The following is a 19,677-nucleotide window of genomic DNA, read 5'->3' on the forward strand; positions in this document are numbered from 1 at the left end:
GCAGCGGTCCGCGCTGGAGCAGATGCTTGTGAACGTGTAGGTGACGGATTGGTTGCTGCACACATCATTGCCCGTCCACACAAAGAAGTGGAACCTGTCCTTGAAATGGACGGAAGCGGTGCAAAGCGCAGTTAATAGAGAGGGGAGTTTAGGCTCTCCATATCGAGAGGAGTAAGTTATGCGTTATCAACCACGAATGCAAGGCAGTGTTATGCCTGGTTCCGGTAGCTATCCTCGTTTTGAGACACCGCAGCAGATGGGTGGAAACTCAAGAGTATTGGGTTATTTAGGTAGAGCGTTGAGCTTGGAGTTTTCTGCAGGCCAACACTATTTAGCTCAGGCTTCCTTAGCAAAGTTTCGAAATGAAATGAATTACGCGCAAGGTTTTGTGACCTTGGCGAATGAAGAGTTTCAGCATGCTAACTTATTAACCGATCGTATGGTCGCTCAGGGCGCTTTGCCATCTGGCAGCGTACTGAGCCCGGCTACTCCGGCCAGTTCGATTGCCGAAGCCTTGAGAAGTTGTGAAGCCAGAGAGTTGGCTTTGATTCAGCTTTATGGTGAGGCAACTCAATATTGCGCCAACATGGGAGCCGCTGAAGACCATGCGTTATTCAGCCGTCTTCTAGAAGAAGAGCAGGCACAGTTAATGAGAATTAACGGTTGGCTGGAAGAGTTTTACCATTCAATGCAGGTGAACCAGGCGCCGTCAAGGGGCTTTGTATGAACGAGCGTTGGAAAACGAAAAAAAAGCCCGCCTCTTTAGAGGCGCGGTTTGAATTCGACGAGTTTGAAGTTTTAAGAGCTTTTTTGGATGAGTTGGCTGAACAGGCCGATCGCCTTGAGCATCACCCTAATATCAGTTTTGGGCGTAATCATGCTTCAGTGGTGATCTATTCAACAGAAGCGGAACTTCAACCCATTGATCTCGAGTTAGCCGAAAGCATTGATGAAGGCTATAACCGAGTGACCAAAATTTCATAAGGAGCAGGGTATGACGACTGTAGATGAAACCATAGAAACCTGGTCTGCGGCGAAGACATCATCGTCTACCGGCAGCACAACCCAGACTAAATCGGCTAATAAAACTGCCGAGCAGAAAGTGGCTGACAATAAAACGTCACCTGCAAAAGCGACACAATCTAAATCTAGCCCTTCTCCAAAAAGAAAGGCACCTGCAACCCGCAAAACGACAAGTCGTCCAAAAAAGACTGCGACTGCGGTTGTAAAAAATGAACATATTGCCGATCAGGTACAAGTGTTTCCAAGCAAGCGAGTATGGCCTGATTGAGTATGTTTCTGAATTGTCTTAGCCATTGAGGGTACCCTTCGGTTGTACCCTCTTTTTTTATCTGTCAATACACCTCAAATAGCGCGATTTAGCATGGAGGTAGGACAGTGTATTTTATAAAAATAATCCATTCACTGTTCTCTATAGCAGAGCGTTGAAATTTCAATTTCTCTTCTATGGGTCTTTTCAATATTATGAGAGCCATCGAAGTGATTGTGATGGCAATTAAAGGAGAAAAGTCATGTTGGGATTAGATAGCTTATTGATTCCCGCTGTACTGTTTTTTGCCTTAGGGGTGATAGCACAGTTAATTAAATCTGATTTAAAGTTTCCAGAAGGTATGGCCAAGGGTATTTCATTCTATTTGCTGATGGCAATTGGTTTGAAGGGGGGAGCCGAGTTGGCCCATGCAGACTTGGGCGTAGCTTTCCAAGCTATTTTCTGGGCGATCGTGATGGGCTTTTTGGTGCCGCTAATCGGCTATGCCTTGTTACGTTTCCGTGACCGCATTGATGCGTTCAATGCGGCAGCCATTACCGCCCACTACGGTTCAGTGAGTGCCGCGACCTTTTTGACCGCCGTCGCCTTTCTGGAAGCCTCACAGATTGCGCATGAGAGCTATCCGATCATCATGATGGTCATTATGGAATCCCCTGCCATCATTGTTGGTTTGATTTTGGCGGCCATGGCACGTAAGAAATTTTCGAATCCTTCAGCCGATGGCAGTACTAATGCTGCCAGTGCCCCTCAAATGGAGTGGAGCCCCCTTTTAAAAGAAGCCTTTACCAATGGCAGCGTGATACTGTTGTTGGGTTCGATGATTGTCGGCGCAATTGCCTCACCGGAAGCGATGGAAAAAGTCTATCCGTTTTCACATGAGATTTTCATGGGTGTTTTGTGTCTATTCTTGTTGGATATGGGGATGGAAGCCGCGAAACGCATTAAGTCGTTCAAGAATGTAGGGGCAACCTTGGTAGCGTTTGGCGTGATCATGCCCCTGATTGGTGGAACCATCGGTGTGTTTGTTGGTGTGACTCTGCTTGATTTGTCAATTGGTGGATCCTTGTTAGTCGCCATCTTAGGCGCCAGTGCCTCTTATATTGCAGTGCCTCCTGCAATGCGTTTTGGGGTGCCTGAGGCCAACCCGTCCTATTATTTGACGTTGGCTTTGGGGGTTACATTTCCGTTTAACGTGGTCATCGGTATTCCTCTGTTTTACCAGATGGCGACTTGGTATTCTGGAATCTAGAGGAGAGTATGATGGAAATTTCGACTTGTACGGAAAAGATGGTCCAAATCATCGCCAATTCCACTTTGGAAAAGAGTTTGAAAAAGACCCTAAAAGAAGTGGGTGTCAGCGGCTACACCCTATTTGATGTCAGGGGAGATGGCGATTCAGGCGACCAGAGCGGCCATTTGGAAGGGGATAGCAATATCCTGATGATGGTGGTGGTGCCTTTGAAAACCTCGCAAAATTTGATGGAAGCACTCAACGGCTACCTTAAGAAAGGCCATCACCTGATGGTGTTTTCAGTGGATGCCGAGGTGCTGACACCGAGCAAGTTCGGGTAAGAGTCGATTGATATGAAGACCTTGATTTTGGCCACCGGCAATCCACATAAAGTTAAAGAAGTGCATGCCATGCTCGAGGAGTATGATTTTGATGTGCATTTGCAGACTGATTTTTTCTGTGAGGAAGTGGAAGAAGATGGTTTGAGTTTTGTGGAAAACGCTCTGAAGAAGGCGCGTTTTGCCAGTCAGAAGACAGGCCTGCCGGCTTTGGCCGATGATTCCGGTTTGGAAGTCGAGGTTTTAGGCGGAGAGCCGGGCATTTATTCGGCTCGTTATGGTGAGGGTTATCAAGGTCAACCCGCTTCGGATGAATTAAACAACCGCAAGTTGCTCGATGCTTTGAAAGGCTTGCCATACAAACAACGAAAAGCGTGTTATTACTGTGCCATGGTGTTTGTCCGCCATGCAACCGATCCCGTGCCGATTATTGGCGTAGGGCAGTGGTGTGGTGAGATTTTGATGGAACCGCGAACCGAGTATGGCGTGGGCTATGATCCCATTATGTGGATGCCGCAACATCTTAGATCGGCATCGGAGATACCGCTGGAGGTCAAAAACCAAGTGAGTCATCGCGCCCAAGCACTGCGTCAGGTGCTACAACAATTACAACAGGAACGCTTATGATTGAGCTAAGAACCTACGTTTTTCTAGATTCCCTGCAACCGCAGCTGGCCTCCTATATGGGAACCGCCTCTATGGGGTTTTTGCCGGTACCAGGTGATTCCTGTCTTTGGATTGAGGTGGCGCCGGGCATGGCGGTACACCGTCTGTCTGATATTGCCTTGAAGGCTTCCAATGTGCATCTCGGTCAACAAGTGGTGGAACGCGCCTATGGTTCGATGGTTATCCATCACAGAGACCAAAGTGATGTGCTGGAATCCGGTGAGCATGTTTTGCGTTACCTGAATACCGAACACTCCACTCGCCAGCCTTGCAAAATGATGTGGAAAGAGGTGATCCGTGCCATTACACCGGATCATGCCACTTTGATCAACCGCGATAACCGTCGCGGGTCGATGATTTTGCCGGGGCAGAGCATGTTTATCATGGAGACCGAACCGGCAGGCTATATTGTCTATGCGGCCAATGAGGCTGAAAAAGCCGCCAATATCACCTTGGTGGAAGCTAGGGCGGTCGGAGCTTATGGACGGTTGATCATGGCCGGTAAGGAAGCGGACATCAATGAAGCGGCACGGGCTGCCACTGAAGCTTTGCAAAGATTGTGATACGATTTTAGTCACAATTATTGCATTTAGTTATACAGGTTATTTGCAAAAAATTATACGTTAATGGCAATTTACTGGTAATTTATGTTCTAACACTTTCAACTTGAGGAAAGTTGACATGGAAAAACACACACCCGAAGCCAGTCATGGCCAATTTTTAATCCGCCATGCCTCCTTGCGTCAAATTCAAATATTTGAGGCGGTGGCTCGTCATTTGAGCTTTACCAAGGCCGCGAACGAGTTGTATTTAACGCAACCGACCATTTCTGCCCAGGTCAAAAGCCTTTCCGAATCTATTGGACTGCCGCTTTATGAACAGGTTGGGCGCAATATCTTTTTGACTGAAGTGGGTGAGCATGTGGCTTGCACATGTCGTGATATTATCGATCGCCTTTCTAACCTTGAAATCCTATTGGATGATTTCCGTGGCATGACGCGAGGGCGATTACGGGTTGCCGTGGTGTCCACCGCCAAGTATTTCATGCCGATTGCTTTGGGTAAATTTGCAAAAAAACACCCGAATATCGATCTGAGTTTGAAAGTCGCCAACCGCGAGAAAATGCTCAAACGCATTCACCAGAATTTGGATGATCTCTACATTCTTGGCCAGGTTCCGCCAAGTCATCTGGATTTGGAAGTGATTCCGTTTGCCCCCAACCCGCTGGTGGTAATCGCCAACAGCGAACATGAGTTGGTCGGCCAAAAAGTGAGTTTGAAGAAATTGGCTAAGCAACCTTTTTTGATGCGTGAAGAAGGCTCCGGAATCCGTTCAGCTGTTGAGGATGTGTTTTCTGAGAAAGGTCTGAAAGTCAATGAACGCATGACATTGGAGACCAATGAGGCAATCAAACACTGTGTGGTCGGTGATTTGGGTGTGGCAGTCGTCTCCAGGCATGCCCTGTATTTGGAAGATATGCATGGTCCCATTGCCGAATTGGATGTGGAAGGCTTTCCTATCAACAAGCAGTGGAATATCGTCTATCCAAAAGGCAAAGAGTTATCGCTTTTGGCCAAAGAATTTTTAAACTTTTTACAGGAACGTGGCAACAAGTATATTCAGCTTGAAGGGAAAGACTCAGTCGAGTCCGCATAGGTTGAAAATAGGCAGGCCTGTCCGTTTTCGACGGCGGGTTGAACGAGCTTCGTTGATTTATATGCGCTGAATTTTGTCGACAATTGGCACACGTTTCAGGAAACGCATGACCTGAGCTAGATGGGTTCGGTCACGAACGGCAATCACAAAATTCATCAGACTGTAAGTCTCGTCTTTGTCTTCGGAACGCACACGTTCGATATCGGTTTTATTCTTGGCAATCTCGTTGGCGATGATCGCCAAGGCGCCACGTTGATTTTTCACTTCGATCTGTATCTCCGCCAAATAGGTGGCGTTTTGATCTTCTTCCCAGCTCACATCTAGCAGTTTTTCAGTCTGGTTTTTCATCTTTTTGACGTTATGACAGTCACTACGATGAATCACAAGTCCTTTTTCAGTACTGATAAAGCCCACGATTTCATCGCCCGGTATCGGATGGCAGCAGTTGGCAAAACTGATTACCATGCCTTCGGTGCCGGAAATCGCCAGGGGCGCATCTGGGTTGGCATTTTTAGGTGCAATCTTGTCTTCGGCACCCAGTAGAAGGTCATGAATCTGCTTGGCAACCAATCCCGCCATGCGGTTGCCTAAACCAATCTCACTGAGCAGCTCTTCCCAGCTTTGTAGTTTTAATGCCTCGGCAATTTCCCGGCGAATCAATTCGGTCAGACCTTCATAGGCCATGTTGTAGCTGCGCAGCGCTTTGGTGAGGAGTTTTTGTCCTAGGCTGATGGCGGCACCAGATTTCTGGTTTTTCAGATAATGGCGGATTTGCGAGCGCGCTTTGGCGGTGGTGACAAAATTCAACCAGGCCGGATTGGGGTGTGCATCCTTGCCTTTAATAATGTGGATGGTTTTTCCGCTTTCCAACGGTGTGCGCAACGGCACCAGTTTTTTGTCGATGCGACAGGCAACCGTTGAATGTCCGATATTGGAGTGTACCGCATAGGCGAAATCAACCGGCGTAGCGCCTGTCGGCAAGGTAATGATGTCGCCCTTGGGAGTAAACACATAAATCACATCCGGGAAGAGGTCGATCTTGACGTTTTCCAGGAAATCGAGTGAGTTACCAGCGCTTTGTTGAATTTCCAGCAGGTTCTGCACCCACTCCTGGGCGCGCACTTCAACCGCACTTAATGTGCCTTCATGCTGTTCAATGCCGTCTTTATAATGCCAGTGCGCCGCAATACCGTGTTCGGATACTTCGTGCATGGTTTCAGTACGAATCTGCACTTCCAGGTGCACGCCATAAGGGCCAAACAGGGTAGTATGCAAGGATTGATAACCGTTCGGTTTGGGAATGGCAATATAGTCTTTGAAACGATTCGGCAGCGGCTTATAGAGCGAGTGCACGGTACCGAGTGTGCGGTAACATTCGTCGGCGGTATTGACGATAATGCGGAATGCGAAAATATCGAGAATATCCCGAAAACTTTGGCGTTTGCTGCGCATCTTTTTATAAAGGCTGTAAAGATGTTTTTCACGACCGATCACACGTGCCGGAATGTTTTCTTGGCTTAGACGGTTCTGCAGGGTTTCGGTGATGTGTTCAATGACTTCATGACGATTACCGCGGGCTTTTTTGACTGCGTTCTCGAGCACGGCAAAGCGCAAGGGGTGCATAGCCTTGAAGCCTAGGTCTTCGAGTTCAATACGGATGGCGTTAATGCCCAGACGTGCGGCGATTGGCGCGTAAATGTCGAGCGTTTCATGGGCGATGCGACGTTGTTTGTCGGGGCGCATGACGCCTAATGTGCGCATGTTGTGCAGTCGGTCGGCGAGTTTGATCAGGATGACGCGAATATCACGAGCCATCGCCAGAATCATTTTACGAAAGTTTTCGGCTTGGGCTTCTTGGGGGGTTTCAAACTGAAGTTTACCCAGTTTGGTGACGCCATCGACAATCTCGGCCACGTTTTCGCCAAAGAGTTCAATGATGTCATCTTTGGTGTGGGGCGTGTCTTCGACCACATCGTGGAGTATGGCGGCGATGATGCTTTCTTGGTCGAGCTGCATCTCCGCCAATATTTCGGCTACCGCGACCGGATGCCAGATATAGTCGCCGCCCGCTTTGCGGGTTTGGCCTTGATGCGCTTTTGCCCCAAATTCAAACGCCGATTTGATTTTATTCAAGCTCTCGTCATTCAGATAGACCGAGGCCTTTTCAATCAAACCGTCAATTGAGCTGGGGGTGGGCATATACGGGGCTAAAATCTTAGCTGAAGAATGGAGGGGTGTCCGGATCGGTCATGACCACATCGCGGTCAATCGAGTTCTCGGCCAACTCTCGTAGGGCCATAACGGTTGGTTTGTCGTTGTCCCAGCTCAGAGTTGGTTCAGCACCATTGGCCAACTGGCGAGCACGTTTGGCGCTGACCAGTACCAACTCAAAACGGTTTTCAACTTGGGTTAAACAATCTTCTACTGTGACGCGTGCCATAATTCAGTCCACCTAAATACAAGTTTAAACGAGTATTTTACCCTAATTTCTCCAGATTTTAAGGGGAATATGCATTCATGCGACGATATTTTGATCCACTCACCGTCGAGCCTTAAGTAATGTTGAGTACCTTAAGATAGTTTTGTAAGGTGTCTTTTTGTGATTGTAAAGTCTGGTAAGCGCACAAACCCATGTCGATACGTTTTTCAGGGTGGTTGAGCAGGTCGAGGATGGCGGATTTAAGTTCAGCATAATCTTGACAGCGAAGGATGCCGTTGCGGGCTTGCAACATGGCCAGCTCGTCTTCAAAGTCTCGCATGTCGGGTCCGGTTAAGATGGCGCGTTTGAAGGCTGCAGGTTCCAAGATGTTGTGGCCGCCTTTGGGTACGAAGCTGCCGCCCATGATGACAAGCTTGGCGTGGGCGAACAAAGGCAACAAGTGGCCGATCCGATCGTCCAGAAACACTTGGGTGTCGGTACTCGGTTGTTGCCCTTTACTGGCCACCTTCAAAGCATCGCCCAAAAAAGCCAGTTGGGTCTGAATGTGTTCGCTGCGTTTGGGATGTCGCGGTACGATGACGAGCAATTCGTCACGATGGGTTTGTCGCCACATTTGGGTGATTTGCAGTTCTTCATCCTCGTGGGTAGAAGCGGCAAGCAGGTAATCGCGCCCAATCACGTCTTGTTGCGGCTGGATTTCAGGCTGGGCGGCATATTTAAGGTTTCCCAATACGGTGATGCGTTCCCGATCCGCGCCCATTTTGACAAAGAGTTCGGCGTCTTTTTCGGAGCGCACGATCAGTTTGTCAACGCGGCGGAGACTGTTGCGATAGGCGGTTTGCAACCAGTTGGGTGCGTTGAACGTTTTATGGGAGAGGCGTCCGTTGAGGATGCACAGTTCGAGGTGCTGTTTGTGGACGGTGCGGTACAGATTCGGCCAGATTTCGGTTTCCACAATCCACAGTCTGACCGGTTGATACCGACGAATGAAGCGTCGTAAAGCAAACGACCAGTCAAACGGCAAATAACGGTGTTCTACGCGGTCGCCAAACAGGTTACCGACAAGCGGTTTACTGGTGGCGGTATTGGTAGTGATCAGTATGGAGTGTTCCGGTATCAGTGCACGTATCAAGGGTTCGGCTGCTTTAAGTTCACCCACCGAAGCGCAATGAATCCAGATAGTAGGGTGACCAGACTTTGCCAGCGCGGGGAAGTATAGCCCGGTTTTTTGCAGGAAAAAACGCCAGCCGCCACGATTTTTGATGGCTTCGACCAGGATTGCAAGCACAATCACGGGACTTAAAAGGCGGATTAACAGCTGATAGATCAACACGTATATTCGTCCAGAGTGAGTTGAAATTGCAAAACAAGCAGGCCTGCTTGTTTTGTACGGTTTAATAAGATTTTATTAAAGGGTCAGTTGCTGGTTAATGACCGGCGATCAACAGTGCTTCCATCATGGCGATGTCACCCGGAAGATCCACCTCGGGAGAATCCCATTTGCTTTCCACGACTTTGATTTTATGGCCAAATTCCAACGCGCGCAGCTGTTCCAATTTTTCGATGTCTTCCAAGCGGCCCATCGGCAGGGTGTTGAACAGATCGACAAAGCGTTTGGTGTAGGCGTAGACGCCCAGGTGTTTGAAACTGTCATGATCCCAGTAATCGCGGCCGTGAGGAATGGTGGCGCGCGAAAAATACAAAGCGAAGCCATCAATATCGGTGACCACTTTGACGTCTTTGGGATTGGTGATTTCAGCCTCGTTGACGATTTTGAACGACAGGGTGCTCATTTCAAAGGCACCGTTGTAATTGTCAGCCAAAAAGGGCGCGATGACGTCCTCAATCGACTCGTGGTGCACCAGCGGTTGGTCACCCTGCACATTCACAATCAGGTCGTCGTCCTTAAGGCCCAGGGCGCTGGCCGCAGCGGCGATTCGGTCGGTGCCGGAGGCGGCTTCTACCGGCGTCATCACCACCTTTCCACCAAACGACTCCACCACGGTTTTGATGCGCTCGTCATCGGTGGCGACATAGACCCCTTGTAATCCCTCTGCCTCGGCGATGCGTTCATACACATGCTGAATCATCGGCTTGCCGTTAATCGGCTTCAAAGGTTTTCCCGGAAGGCGTGATGAGCCGTAACGGGCGGGGATAAAGACATAAATGTTCATTCAGAGGGTCTCGTGTTAAACCTGTTTGTTTGTATTGCGACTACTCACTATGGACCAGAATAATCAGGCAGGCCTGCTGATTTTGCCAGAGTAAATCTTACATCTTCTCGTAAAGGCTTCTCAGCAGTTCCGGAGTGACGTGCTCTTGCCAGTCGGTGCCGTAGACGTTTTCCCATAAAGGCGCCAAGCCGGAAGCGACCTTGATCATTTTCTCCATGTCGGCTTCGCTCATCCCTTTGGTGATCCCTTTTGGCAGGGTGATGTTGTGTTTTTTCATCATGTCGCGGAAGACCTTGACGCCTTCCGGATAGAAGTCGTCGAGCACGTCGAAAGCGATGCAGTTACCGATGCCGTGATGATAACCCAGCACGTACGACAGGCCGTAGGACAGCGCGTGGCAGGCTCCTACCTGGCTGTAAGCGATGCTTTGACCGCCCATGTAAGAAGCCATCATCAGTTTTTCGTCCGCATCCGGGTGGTCTTCCAGGAAAATCTCATGACACAGGTTCAGCGATTTCTCACCGAAAGCGCGGGCGAACTCATTGATGTAGGTGCCGTTCAAAGCTTCGATATTGTGGATGTAACAATCCATGCCGGTGTAGAACCACTGTTCCTTGGGCACGCCGGTTATCAAATCCGGATCGAGGATGATCTGGTCAAACACGGTGTAATCGGAATTCATGCCCAGTTTCTTGTCCGGGCCGGTCAAAACGGTGGTACGTGACGCTTCGGCACCGGTGCCCGACAGTGTCGGGATGCCGACATGGTGCACGGCCGGGTTCTTGATCAGATCCCACCCTTGATAGGAGGCCGAGCCGCCCGGGTTGGTCAACATCAGGGAGATGGCTTTGGCCATGTCCAGGGTCGAGCCGCCGCCCAGACCGACCACACTCACCGGATTCTTACCGTTGGCAAAGGCCTGCACTTCTTCCGTGAGCTGATCCACATAGCTGGTTTTGGGTTCGTGGGTGGTGTCGATCCAGATGATCATGTCGTGTGACTGTGCCGGAATTTGCTCTCTTAAGGGACGGTCTTTGTGGATATGGTCAACGGCGAACACCACGAAGTCATCAGCTTTTTGGCGCTCTTCGGCCAGTACGTCGTCGAGTTGTTCGAAAGAACCTCGTCCGAAAATGATTTTAGGAACGGTTTTAAAATTACGAAATTTCATGGGGTAACCCTATTTTTTGAATACGTTTGCAAAGGCATCGATGCGCTGCTGAATATCTTCTTCTGTCCAGGAAAGCTGAATCAGCATGGACAGTGTACGGCTCATGATGGCGTCGGATTTCGGAGTCTTTACCTGAGTATAGTCGGGGCGGTCGGCAACCAGTTCGATTGGCAATTTGGCCGCGCCTTTCATGTGCTGGATGTGAGTCCAATTCTTGAAGTAGTGCCAATTATTGGCATACCAGTAGAAGACCGCAGGCACCTTTTCCGCAGCCAGGGCGCTGACCACCTCTTTGGCGCGCTCTTCATCAGGCAGGAAGAAACTCAAGAATCCGGCATTGTCACCGGATTCGTCAGGGATTTCGCGGAAGCTCACTTCCGGATATTGTGCCAGAGCGTCTTTGAGGGCTTTCTTATTGCGGCGCTGGATCTCTAATATGCGATCGAGCTTTTTCCATTGAGCCACACCGACAGCAGCGTTCATCTCGGAAATGCGGTAGTTGGTACCCATGATCGGGTGGCTTTCGGCTCCGCGGTCTGAGCCGATATGGTCATGCCCATGATCGGAATACATGTGGGCATGATTGTAAATGCTTTCATCGTTGGTCAAGACCGCACCGCCCTCACCGCAGGAGATGGTTTTAACCGAATCGAAGGAAAAGGTTCCAACTTGCCCCAACGTTCCTAAAGCCTGCCCTTTGTAAGTACCACCGGTGGCCTGGCAGGCGTCTTCCATCAATACCAAACCGTGTTTATCGCACACCGCTTTCACTTCGTCCATCTTGCCCATGGCACCGCACATGTGTACAAAGTTGACCGCTTTGGTACGCGGGCTAATCACCGCTTCAATGCCTTCAGGCGACAGGGTCAGGGTTTCATCGATTTCGGCAAACACCGGAATGGCGCCGGCCAGAACAATCGCCTCCACGCTGGCAACAAAGGTGAAAGGCGGAACGATGACTTCGTCACCGGCACCGATTCCCGCGGCCGCTAGAGCCGTTGAAAGTGCCGCAGTGCCGCTGGAGACCAGATGAGCGTGCTTGACGTTGAGCGTTTCACAAATCAGGCTTTCGAGTTCACGCGCTTTCCAGACGTCATTGCGCATGCCATCAAAGTTGTAACGAAAGGTAAAGCCTTTCTCCATGACTTCATTAATTTGTTGTTTTTCAGATTCGTCAAAAATCTCAAAGCCTGGCATTGCGTGACTCCTTGGTCGGTAAAAGGGCGAAACCTCGTTTAGTTAGAGGAAATGAGCGCGTTAATTAAATTCTTATGCTGCATCTGCTGTTTGTTTTGGGTCAAACGGTTGGCGCTGAAAATGCTGTGCAGTTGTTTTAAGGCGGTATCAAAGTGGTTATTGATCACGATGTAGTCAAATTCATGATAGTGAGACATTTCGCTGACGGCATCCTGCATGCGCCGTGCAATCACTTCGTCACTGTCGGTGCCACGGCCACTTAAACGGCGATTCAGCTCATCCAGGGAAGGCGGCAGAATGAAAATGGAGATCGCTTCCGGAATCAGCTTGCGCACTTGTTGGGCGCCCTGCCAATCAATTTCCAGAATGACGTCCTTGTCGTTTTTCAGTTGCTCTTCGACGGTACTTTTTGAGGTGCCGTAGAAGTTATCGAACACTTGGGCATGTTCGAGAAAGTCTTCTTGCTGAATTTTTTCCTGAAACTGTTCGACACTTAAAAAGTGGTAGTTTACCCCGTCTTTTTCGCCAGGACGTTTGGCACGGGTAGTCGAGGAGATTGAAACCTTGATGTGGCTGTCCAGTTCGATTAATTTGCTTACCAGCGAGGTTTTACCCGCTCCGGAAGGGGCAGAAATAATGTAAAGAGAACCGCTCATAGGGCTTTGCTCCAATTCAGTTTGTTCAGGTCTGTTTCCAAGTAATGCGCTATTTTAACAGAGAAATCCGACCAGTTGGAATCTAAGAAGCCGGGCATGTTTGAATTGGAGCTCTGAGTCCAGGCAAGCCTGTTTCCTGCTAAGTGAAGGCCATAAATTTTGCGATGTTTTAGAAATCTTAAATGGAGGCAAAACCGTAAATCCATTACAATGATTTCATGCATAAAGAAAGTATATTTTTAATTGGCCCGATGGGTGCCGGAAAATCGACGGTAGGTCGTGCTTTAGCCGAACGGCTTGGCTATGAGTTTGTGGACAGCGATCACGAGATTGAAGCCCGCACCGGTGCGACCATCCCGATGATTTTTGATATAGAGGGCGAATCAGGGTTTCGTGACCGTGAGCAGTCGGTGATTGATGAGCTGACGCAGCGTCCGCAAATCGTTCTGGCCACGGGCGGTGGCGTCGTCGAACGTGAGGAGAACCGCAAGCATCTGCGAACTCGCGGTTTTGTGGTCTATTTAAAGTCACCGGTGGAATCGCTAATTCAGCGAACCAAGCACGATCGCAATCGCCCGCTGTTGCAGCAGGCAAACCCTCAGAAGGTGCTCAGGGAGCTGATGGTCAAACGTGAGCCTTGGTATCTGGAAATGGCGGATCTGGTGATTGAGACCCAGCAGGTTCCGGTACACCGGGTGGTCAAGGCGATTGTCGACCAGTTAGTGGTTGAACAGGTCGTTTAACCGACGGCTACCAGTCAGACAGAAAATCAACATTCAGCAAAACAAGACAGTTAAGAGAGACGTGAGTGAAAACATTAACGGTGGATTTAGGGGATAGAAGTTACCCGATTTTTATTGGTGAAGATATTTTGGGCCAAGCCGATTTGGTTAAGCCTTATGTAAAAGGTACACAGGTTCTCATTGTGACCAATACCACCGTTGCACCGCTCTATCTCGAGCAATGCAAACAGGCGTTTGCCGATTTTGAGGTGGAAGCGGTGATTTTGCCGGACGGTGAGCAATACAAGAACCTTGAGGTTTTGAATCAGGTTTTCGATGCGCTCATCGGCAAACGTTTTGATCGTAGTTGTACCTTGGTGGCACTCGGCGGTGGTGTGATTGGCGATATGACCGGGTTTGCAGCGGCGGCGTTTCAGCGCGGCGTGAATTTCATCCAGATTCCGACGACTCTGCTTTCGCAAGTCGATTCTTCGGTGGGGGGGAAAACCGGTGTCAATCACCCTTTGGGTAAGAATATGATCGGCGCCTTCCATCAGCCTCAATGCGTGATTATTGACACCAAAACCCTGAATACGCTCGAAGATCGTGAGCTTTCAGCAGGCCTGGCGGAAGTGATTAAGTACGGTCTGATTGGCGACACCCCGTTTTTTGAATGGCTGGAAAGCAATCTGGAAGCCGTTATGCAGCGTCAGCCCCAAGCTTTGGCCGAGGCGATTGAACGCTCTTGTGCCAATAAGGCACGTATTGTGGCTTTGGACGAGAAAGAATCCGGCATGCGAGCGCTATTCAATTTGGGTCATACGTTCGGCCACGCGATCGAGGCGGGCATGGGTTACGGTAAATGGCTGCACGGTGAAGGTGTCAGCGCCGGCACCATGCAGGCCGTGTATATGTCGCAATTGATGGGGCAGCTGGATCAGGCCGATTTTGATCGCATTAAGGCGATTTTCGAACGCGCCAAACTGCCAGTTTGCCCACCTTCGGTAAACGATATGCCTAATGAAAAGTATCTGGATCTGATGGCGGGAGACAAGAAAGTTCAGGCGGGGACCATCCGTCTGGTGCTGTTGAAACGCATTGGCGAGGCCTATGTGACGGGCGATTATCCGGCCGAATTGTTACAGCGTACTCTGAGTGAGTGGCGCTGTTAGGGTGTGGAAATCAAAACGCACTGTCGATTGGTAATCCGATCCCAACTATTTTGAACTGAAAAGGAAGGCCGCATGCCGGAAGCTTATCGCAGTCAATTCAATGCCAAGAACGTCCGTTTCTCGATGCGAGATCATCTGATGATGATTGAGGTGGACAACGATTATGCGCAAGCCACCATCACCACACATGGCGCATCGGTATTGAGCTATGTTCCCAAAAACCAATCCGATGGCACTCAGGATTTGTTGTGGGTCAGTTCCAGTGCTGTCTTTAACGGTCAGAAAGCGGTACGTGGCGGGATTCCGGTTTGTTGGCCCTGGTTCGGAAAAGCAAAATCGGCAGGCCTGCCCGCGCATGGCTTTGTTCGCAATCTTGTCTGGCATTTGGATCATGTAGCCGATTTGGAATCGGGTGTGACCGAGGTGGTGTTGAGTTACGATGCTGATGAACATACCTTGGCCATTTGGCCGCATCAGTTTCATTTGCAGCTGCGTATCGAAATCGGCGAAAAGTTGATTCTGTCCCTGACCACCACCAATCTCAACGATCACGACCTGGAAATCACCGAGGCGTTGCACACCTATTTCAATGTGGCTGACCCAAGGGGCTTGGTGATTCACGGACTGGAAGGCAGCACGCACCTGGATAAACTCAATGAACAGGCGCCTGCCGAAATCCAGCAAGAGCCTGTCGTGTTGCATCCACCTATGGATTCGGTCTATCTTAATCAGTCAGGCGACGTGATCCTTGACGACAGTGGCCATCAGCGTCGCATTTTGATTGAAAACCGGCAGACGACGTCTGCGGTGGTCTGGAATCCTGGGCCTGAAATCGTTAAGGGCTTTGATGATATAACGGATGATGGCTGGCTGCAGTTCGCCTGCGTGGAGAGCGGCAATGTGCTTAATAATGCGGTGATTGTGCCAGCCGAACAAAAGCATACCTTTAGCGTAATGCTTTCGGCTTTGCCCGCTTAAACTTGATAACCCTTGGTCAAATTGCACGTTTGAAAACGGGCAGGCCTGTCCTCCCTCCCCTTTTCTATGGCATTCTTCAATCTTTCTTACTGTTTTTGATAATAGACTTTTAAATAGAGTAGCCCCAGCAGCGCGGTGATGCTACTGGGTATTAACAAAGACCAGTTTGGAAAACTCCGGTAGGCGAAAATCCCCAAGACGCCGCCTATCAGAAAACTGACCAACAGCACCAGAAGAAGATTGGCTTGCCAAGGCCAGGGAGTGCCGGTTTTCAATTTAAGCGCCAAATGCACACCGATGTCGGTAACCGTGCCGGTCATATGGGTGGTGCGTAGCTGCAAACCCCGATAGCTGGCGACCAGCGCATTCTGCAAGCCACAGGCAACCGCACTGAGCAACAGTGAGATTTCCGAGTGAATGAAGCTGAAGATTGCCGCTGATGCGAGTAAGGTGCTGTTGATCAGCAAAGCGTGCCCGTAATTGGCGGTGGTTTTAAATTGCGCTTTGCCGATCAACAGGCCCGACAAGAGCGCGCCTCCCAGAAAACCAAACAGAATCATCAGGCTGGTGAGAAAGTCGCCAAGTTCTAGGTGAACCGCCGAATCGCTGAGGTGTGAGGCAACCCCCGTCATCTGACTGACGGGAATGCCGAATTCAATCAACATCGCACTGTTGATGTAGCCTGCCATCGACGCCATAAGGGTGGCGATCAAAAAGACTTTACGAACCGGAAATTTCAGCTCGTCGTTGTCCGATAGGGTTTCTTTAACGGGATAGGGCATCGCTTTTCGTGGATTATTCTTGAATTATAAAAGTTATATATGCGGTTGAAATAAAAAGGCCTGTTATATAACAGGCCTTTGAACTTAAAGGTTAGCGCTACTTAGAGCCGCTACTTAAGGCAGTAATTGGTTTTTAAGTTTGTTCAGGGCTTGTTTTTCCACTTGGCGGATACGCTCCATGGAAACTCCGTACTCCTGAGAAAGTTCCTTCAGCCCGACTTTGTCTTCAGTTAACCAACGCTTTTGCAGAATGTCGCGGCTGCGTTCATCCAGTGTCGCTAAGGCTGCTTGCATGCGGTTCATCTCGAATTCCGCATGGTTTTGCTGAACCAGTGCCGTTTCCGGATCGGCCGTGGGGCTGATCAATACCGGAAACGTGGTGTTCTCATCGTCGTCCGCATTTTGATCAACCGACAGGTCCTTACCGTAAAGGCGGGTTTCCATCTCCAAAACGTCTTTACGGGTTACGCCCAACTCTTCGGCCACCGCATCCGCATCTTTGTCACCAAACCATTCCAGGTTTTTCTTGGTGCTACGTAACTTAAAGAACAGTTTGCGCTGCGCTTTGGTGGTCGCCGTTTTAACGATACGCCAGTTTTTGATGACGTATTCGTTGATTTCGGCACGAATCCAATGAACCGCAAAGGTCATCAAGCGCACATTTTCTTGAGGGTTAAAACGTTTAACCGCTTTCATCAAACCGATGTTGCCTTCCTGGATGATATCTCCCAGTGGCAAGCCGTAACCACTGTAAGAGCGTGCTACCGGCACAACATAGCGCAAAGACGATAAAATCAGTTGCTGGGCGGCATTGAGATCTTTGTCATAATACAGTTTTTCCGCCAGCTCTTTTTCCTGCTTGGCAGTCAGTTGGTTGATGCTTTGAATGGTGCGCAAATACGCCTCCAGGTTCTGCCCCGGCGTTAATTCGTGTGCGAGAACACGTGCAGCAGGCACATTGGCGTGCTGTTTCAGTTGTTTAGTTTGTGAGTTTTTTACAAGAGATTGCATGTTTCTCCCTCCTAAACGCAATTTAATGACTTAAATATAACAGATATTTAGCACTCATTGCAAGAGAGTGCTAATCAAATTCATGATTGATTCATGGTTTGATTAACTTATTGAAATTATTTTATTTTTTATCTGGGAGAGGGGCCAGTGCCGAGGATCGGCGCTGGCTTTTTAAAGGGGTGGTTTTGATGGGTTTGGATTAAGCATTTTCTGGCAGTTGGCCGGTCTGTTGCATCATTTCCATCCAGGCATCGCGCAGTTCGGTCAGAATTTCGATGGCGCTGTCCAAATAGAAGGTCTCTTTTTCAAAAACCGATTCTTGAATGCATTGATCGGCGTAACGGTATAGTTCTTCCAGATCAAAAGCCAGCGGCGTATCCTGGGTGAATTGCAAACGGTCACGCAGTGCATCCAGAATCGTGGTCATGCGGCCAAGGTGAAAGCCTTTTTCAACCAGTGCGCTGCTCTGATGGCAGACTTTGGCCAAATTTCCTTTGTCTACCGCGCCTTGTAATAGAAGCAGTACGGTTTTTCTCGGGTTTTCAACCAGGTGTTGTTCCACTTCCTGGCTGCGCTGATATTCCTCTAAAAGAGGGGCTTTGGCTTGTGAAGCATCGTTGTTCGTTGTCATGGCAATGTCCTATTGTTGGAATCATAAGGCAAAAAATGCCTATAAAAATTAAAGTAATAGCGTTTATTGCCGTACAGCAGAGAGCGTGCCAGTTTTTTAGGGTTTGGCCGCTTAGGAAGAAAAGGTTTGAGATTTTTAGTCTTGATGATTTATTTTAACTGTATGTAATTTGAAGGTTTTTAAGTTTTATCTTGGGTTTTTTGTACGTTGAGTTTTAAGGCGGGGGTGGCGCTTGGACTGGGCCGGTTTCCAAATATTTGACACCCGGCAAGGCGGTCCGCTTGCCAATAAAGGCGAGCGGACGCAGAGATGCATGTGTTGGGAAAACGCCTGCTTTTAGAAGGTGACTTTGACGGCGTTGGCGACGTTTTTGGCTTTTTCAATCGCTTTTTCAATGGTATCGTCGCGTGCGATGGCGACGCCCATACGGCGGCGGCCATTAATGTCAGGTTTACCGAACAGGCGGATTTGAGTATCCGCTTCAGCCAGGGCGTTGTCCAAGTTGGAAAAGCTGGTTTGCGTGGAATGCCCGGTTGGTAGAATGACGCTGGAGGCTGAAGGGCCGTGCTGGGCGATGTTTGGAATCGGCAGACCAAGAATGGCACGGGCGTGCAAAGCAAACTCGGAGAGGTCCTGCGACATCAGGGTCACCAGACCGGTGTCGTGCGGTCGTGGAGAAACCTCGCTAAAGTAAACCTCGTCGCCTTTAATAAAAAGCTCCACGCCAAATAGACCGCGTCCGCCAAGCGCGTCGGTGACGTCTTTGGCAATTTGCTGGGATTTCTCCAAAGCCACTTGACTCATTGGATGCGGTTGCCAGGATTGGCGGTAATCGCCGTCTTCTTGGTAGTGGCCAATCGGTTCGCAAAAACGGGTGCCATGAATATGACGCACCGTCAGCAAGGTAATCTCATAATCGAAGTCCACAAAGCCTTCAATGATCACTCGTCCCTTGCCGGCACGGCCGCCTTCTTGAGCGTAGGACCAGGCCTGCTCGATTTGGTCTGCCGATTTTATGACACTCTGGCCTTTGCCGGAAGAGCTCATAATGGGCTTAACCACGCAAGGCATGCCGATGCGCTCGATTGCGGCGTTAAAGTCTTCCAGGGTGTCGGCAAATTCATAAGGAGAAGTGGGGATTTTCAGCTCTTCGGCGGCCAAGCGGCGGATGCCTTCGCGATTCATTGTCAATTGAGTGGCACGGGCTGTCGGAATAATGGTGACGCCTTGTTGTTCCATTTCAGCTAAGGTATCGGTTGCGATGGCTTCAATTTCCGGAACCACATAATGCGGTTTTTCTTCTTCAATCACCTTCCTTAATGCATCGCCGTCGAGCATCTCGATTACGTGGGAACGGTCTGAAACCTGCATGGCTGGGGCATTTTCGTAGCGATCGACGGCAATGACCTCTACCCCGAGGCGTTGCAGTTCAATGGCAACTTCCTTGCCCAATTCACCTGCACCACAGAGTAAAACACGGGTGGCGGTTGAAGAAAATGGTGTACCAATGCTAGACATGGCATCTCCTTTGCTTAGAACAAGTTAAGAATTTTATAAGGCA

At 49.5% G+C, this 19,677-nt stretch carries 22 protein-coding genes and 1 pseudogene; 12 read left to right on the plus strand and 11 right to left on the minus strand.

Annotated elements, in window-relative coordinates:
* The 9 genes and pseudogenes from B076_RS13365 to B076_RS11655 all read left to right on the plus strand — a co-directional run.
* Positions 1-135 (plus strand): annotated as a pseudogene (locus tag B076_RS13365) (BMC domain-containing protein); the annotation flags it as partial.
* A gap of 43 nt (positions 136-178) precedes the next feature.
* Complete coding sequence (locus B076_RS0100805) at positions 179-727, plus strand: ferritin-like domain-containing protein (RefSeq protein ID WP_028485640.1); 549 nt, start codon at positions 179-181, stop codon at positions 725-727.
* Positions 724-984 carry a 4a-hydroxytetrahydrobiopterin dehydratase gene (locus B076_RS0100810; RefSeq protein ID WP_028485641.1) on the plus strand — a complete coding sequence of 87 codons (261 nt, stop codon included), beginning with the start codon at positions 724-726 and terminating at the stop codon, positions 982-984. Before B076_RS0100805 ends, B076_RS0100810 begins: the two co-directional genes overlap by 4 nt.
* A 10-nt stretch (positions 985-994) precedes the next feature.
* Positions 995-1,291 carry a hypothetical protein gene (locus B076_RS0100815; protein WP_028485642.1) on the plus strand — a complete coding sequence of 99 codons (297 nt, stop codon included), beginning with the start codon at positions 995-997 and terminating at the stop codon, positions 1,289-1,291.
* Positions 1,292-1,532: 241 nt separating this feature from the next.
* Positions 1,533-2,540 carry a sodium-dependent bicarbonate transport family permease gene (locus tag B076_RS0100820; RefSeq protein WP_245566291.1) on the plus strand — a complete coding sequence of 336 codons (1,008 nt, stop codon included), beginning with the start codon at positions 1,533-1,535 and terminating at the stop codon, positions 2,538-2,540.
* 11 nt (positions 2,541-2,551) lie between these two features.
* Entirely contained in the window at positions 2,552-2,863 is a 312-nt protein-coding gene (locus B076_RS0100825; protein ID WP_028485644.1) for a P-II family nitrogen regulator, read from the plus strand.
* 12 nt (positions 2,864-2,875) lie between these two features.
* Positions 2,876-3,487: an RdgB/HAM1 family non-canonical purine NTP pyrophosphatase gene (rdgB, locus tag B076_RS0100830; protein ID WP_028485645.1), complete on the plus strand. Its 612-nt coding sequence runs from the start codon at positions 2,876-2,878 to the stop codon at positions 3,485-3,487.
* Positions 3,484-4,089, plus strand: a complete 606-nt coding sequence (locus B076_RS0100835) for a BMC domain-containing protein (RefSeq protein ID WP_028485646.1) — start codon at positions 3,484-3,486, stop codon at positions 4,087-4,089. The genes rdgB and B076_RS0100835 overlap by 4 nt, the downstream gene beginning before the upstream one ends.
* A gap of 118 nt (positions 4,090-4,207) precedes the next feature.
* A complete protein-coding gene (locus B076_RS11655; RefSeq protein ID WP_038150301.1) occupies positions 4,208-5,182 on the plus strand; it encodes a LysR family transcriptional regulator in 975 nt (324 codons plus the stop codon).
* 57 nt (positions 5,183-5,239) lie between these two features.
* Here B076_RS11655 and B076_RS0100845 read toward each other — a convergent pair whose 3' ends face one another.
* From B076_RS0100845 to gmk, 7 genes are all read right to left on the minus strand, one after another.
* Positions 5,240-7,381, minus strand: a complete 2,142-nt coding sequence (locus B076_RS0100845; RefSeq protein ID WP_028485647.1) for a RelA/SpoT family protein — start codon at positions 7,379-7,381, stop codon at positions 5,240-5,242.
* A 16-nt stretch (positions 7,382-7,397) separates the two neighbouring features.
* Positions 7,398-7,622, minus strand: coding sequence for a DNA-directed RNA polymerase subunit omega (gene rpoZ / locus B076_RS0100850; RefSeq protein ID WP_028485648.1), 225 nt, complete (start codon positions 7,620-7,622; stop codon positions 7,398-7,400).
* Positions 7,623-7,734: 112 nt separating this feature from the next.
* A complete protein-coding gene (locus tag B076_RS0100855; protein ID WP_028485649.1) occupies positions 7,735-8,955 on the minus strand; it encodes a 3-deoxy-D-manno-octulosonic acid transferase in 1,221 nt (406 codons plus the stop codon).
* A 94-nt stretch (positions 8,956-9,049) separates the two neighbouring features.
* Positions 9,050-9,796 (minus strand): 3-deoxy-manno-octulosonate cytidylyltransferase, encoded by a 747-nt coding sequence (gene kdsB / locus B076_RS0100860; RefSeq protein ID WP_028485650.1) that lies wholly within the window; start codon positions 9,794-9,796, stop codon positions 9,050-9,052.
* Between the two features lie 97 nt (positions 9,797-9,893).
* Positions 9,894-10,967: an iron-containing alcohol dehydrogenase family protein gene (locus B076_RS0100865; RefSeq protein WP_028485651.1), complete on the minus strand. Its 1,074-nt coding sequence runs from the start codon at positions 10,965-10,967 to the stop codon at positions 9,894-9,896.
* A gap of 9 nt (positions 10,968-10,976) precedes the next feature.
* Positions 10,977-12,164, minus strand: coding sequence for a DegT/DnrJ/EryC1/StrS family aminotransferase (locus B076_RS0100870; protein ID WP_028485652.1), 1,188 nt, complete (start codon positions 12,162-12,164; stop codon positions 10,977-10,979).
* Positions 12,165-12,202: 38 nt separating this feature from the next.
* Positions 12,203-12,820, minus strand: a complete 618-nt coding sequence (gmk, locus tag B076_RS0100875) for a guanylate kinase (protein ID WP_028485653.1) — start codon at positions 12,818-12,820, stop codon at positions 12,203-12,205.
* A gap of 218 nt (positions 12,821-13,038) precedes the next feature.
* On the opposite strand from gmk, the gene aroK reads away from it, so the two are divergent.
* From aroK to B076_RS0100895, 3 genes are all read left to right on the plus strand, one after another.
* The gene (gene aroK, locus B076_RS0100885; RefSeq protein ID WP_028485655.1) at positions 13,039-13,563 is read left to right on the plus strand and encodes a shikimate kinase AroK; all 525 of its coding nucleotides are present in this window, start codon (positions 13,039-13,041) and stop codon (positions 13,561-13,563) included.
* 65 nt (positions 13,564-13,628) lie between these two features.
* Complete coding sequence (gene aroB / locus B076_RS0100890; protein ID WP_028485656.1) at positions 13,629-14,714, plus strand: 3-dehydroquinate synthase; 1,086 nt, start codon at positions 13,629-13,631, stop codon at positions 14,712-14,714.
* Positions 14,715-14,786: 72 nt separating this feature from the next.
* On the plus strand, positions 14,787-15,692 hold the full coding sequence (locus B076_RS0100895) for a D-hexose-6-phosphate mutarotase (RefSeq protein WP_028485657.1): 906 nt from the start codon (positions 14,787-14,789) through the stop codon (positions 15,690-15,692).
* An 86-nt stretch (positions 15,693-15,778) separates the two neighbouring features.
* On the opposite strand, the gene B076_RS0100900 is transcribed toward B076_RS0100895, so the two are convergent.
* The 4 genes from B076_RS0100900 to purT form a co-directional block, all read right to left on the minus strand.
* Complete coding sequence (locus B076_RS0100900; RefSeq protein ID WP_028485658.1) at positions 15,779-16,474, minus strand: YoaK family protein; 696 nt, start codon at positions 16,472-16,474, stop codon at positions 15,779-15,781.
* 114 nt (positions 16,475-16,588) lie between these two features.
* On the minus strand, positions 16,589-17,485 hold the full coding sequence (rpoH, locus tag B076_RS0100905) for an RNA polymerase sigma factor RpoH (RefSeq protein WP_084205665.1): 897 nt from the start codon (positions 17,483-17,485) through the stop codon (positions 16,589-16,591).
* Positions 17,486-17,684: 199 nt separating this feature from the next.
* A complete protein-coding gene (locus B076_RS0100915) occupies positions 17,685-18,116 on the minus strand; it encodes a flagellar export chaperone FliS (protein ID WP_028485660.1) in 432 nt (143 codons plus the stop codon).
* A 336-nt stretch (positions 18,117-18,452) separates the two neighbouring features.
* Positions 18,453-19,634 carry a formate-dependent phosphoribosylglycinamide formyltransferase gene (gene purT / locus B076_RS0100925; RefSeq protein ID WP_028485661.1) on the minus strand — a complete coding sequence of 394 codons (1,182 nt, stop codon included), beginning with the start codon at positions 19,632-19,634 and terminating at the stop codon, positions 18,453-18,455.
* Positions 19,635-19,677: the final 43 nt, after the last annotated feature.

The sequence above is a fragment of the Thiomicrorhabdus chilensis DSM 12352 genome (assembly GCF_000483485.1).
GTDB lineage: Bacteria > Pseudomonadota > Gammaproteobacteria > Thiomicrospirales > Thiomicrospiraceae > Thiomicrorhabdus > Thiomicrorhabdus chilensis.

Bases quoted from the DNA above. Each gene is read 5' to 3' on its own strand.
- rpoZ (WP_028485648.1), bottom strand. From the start codon at position 7,622: ATGGCACGCGTCACAGTAGAAGATTGTTTAACCCAAGTTGAAAACCGT.
- B076_RS0100835 (WP_028485646.1), top strand. From the start codon at position 3,484: ATGATTGAGCTAAGAACCTACGTTTTTCTAGATTCCCTGCAACCGCAG.
- aroK (WP_028485655.1), top strand. From the start codon at position 13,039: ATGCATAAAGAAAGTATATTTTTAATTGGCCCGATGGGTGCCGGAAAA.
- B076_RS0100845 (WP_028485647.1), bottom strand. From the start codon at position 7,381: ATGCCCACCCCCAGCTCAATTGACGGTTTGATTGAAAAGGCCTCGGTC.
- B076_RS0100895 (WP_028485657.1), top strand. From the start codon at position 14,787: ATGCCGGAAGCTTATCGCAGTCAATTCAATGCCAAGAACGTCCGTTTC.
- kdsB (WP_028485650.1), bottom strand. From the start codon at position 9,796: ATGAACATTTATGTCTTTATCCCCGCCCGTTACGGCTCATCACGCCTT.
- purT (WP_028485661.1), bottom strand. From the start codon at position 19,634: ATGTCTAGCATTGGTACACCATTTTCTTCAACCGCCACCCGTGTTTTA.
- B076_RS0100810 (WP_028485641.1), top strand. From the start codon at position 724: ATGAACGAGCGTTGGAAAACGAAAAAAAAGCCCGCCTCTTTAGAGGCG.
- B076_RS11655 (WP_038150301.1), top strand. From the start codon at position 4,208: ATGGAAAAACACACACCCGAAGCCAGTCATGGCCAATTTTTAATCCGC.
- B076_RS0100825 (WP_028485644.1), top strand. From the start codon at position 2,552: ATGGAAATTTCGACTTGTACGGAAAAGATGGTCCAAATCATCGCCAAT.
- B076_RS0100900 (WP_028485658.1), bottom strand. From the start codon at position 16,474: ATGCCCTATCCCGTTAAAGAAACCCTATCGGACAACGACGAGCTGAAA.
- B076_RS0100805 (WP_028485640.1), top strand. From the start codon at position 179: ATGCGTTATCAACCACGAATGCAAGGCAGTGTTATGCCTGGTTCCGGT.
- rdgB (WP_028485645.1), top strand. From the start codon at position 2,876: ATGAAGACCTTGATTTTGGCCACCGGCAATCCACATAAAGTTAAAGAA.
- B076_RS0100870 (WP_028485652.1), bottom strand. From the start codon at position 12,164: ATGCCAGGCTTTGAGATTTTTGACGAATCTGAAAAACAACAAATTAAT.
- gmk (WP_028485653.1), bottom strand. From the start codon at position 12,820: ATGAGCGGTTCTCTTTACATTATTTCTGCCCCTTCCGGAGCGGGTAAA.
- B076_RS0100820 (WP_245566291.1), top strand. From the start codon at position 1,533: ATGTTGGGATTAGATAGCTTATTGATTCCCGCTGTACTGTTTTTTGCC.
- B076_RS0100815 (WP_028485642.1), top strand. From the start codon at position 995: ATGACGACTGTAGATGAAACCATAGAAACCTGGTCTGCGGCGAAGACA.
- rpoH (WP_084205665.1), bottom strand. From the start codon at position 17,485: ATGCAATCTCTTGTAAAAAACTCACAAACTAAACAACTGAAACAGCAC.
- B076_RS0100915 (WP_028485660.1), bottom strand. From the start codon at position 18,116: ATGACAACGAACAACGATGCTTCACAAGCCAAAGCCCCTCTTTTAGAG.
- B076_RS0100865 (WP_028485651.1), bottom strand. From the start codon at position 10,967: ATGAAATTTCGTAATTTTAAAACCGTTCCTAAAATCATTTTCGGACGA.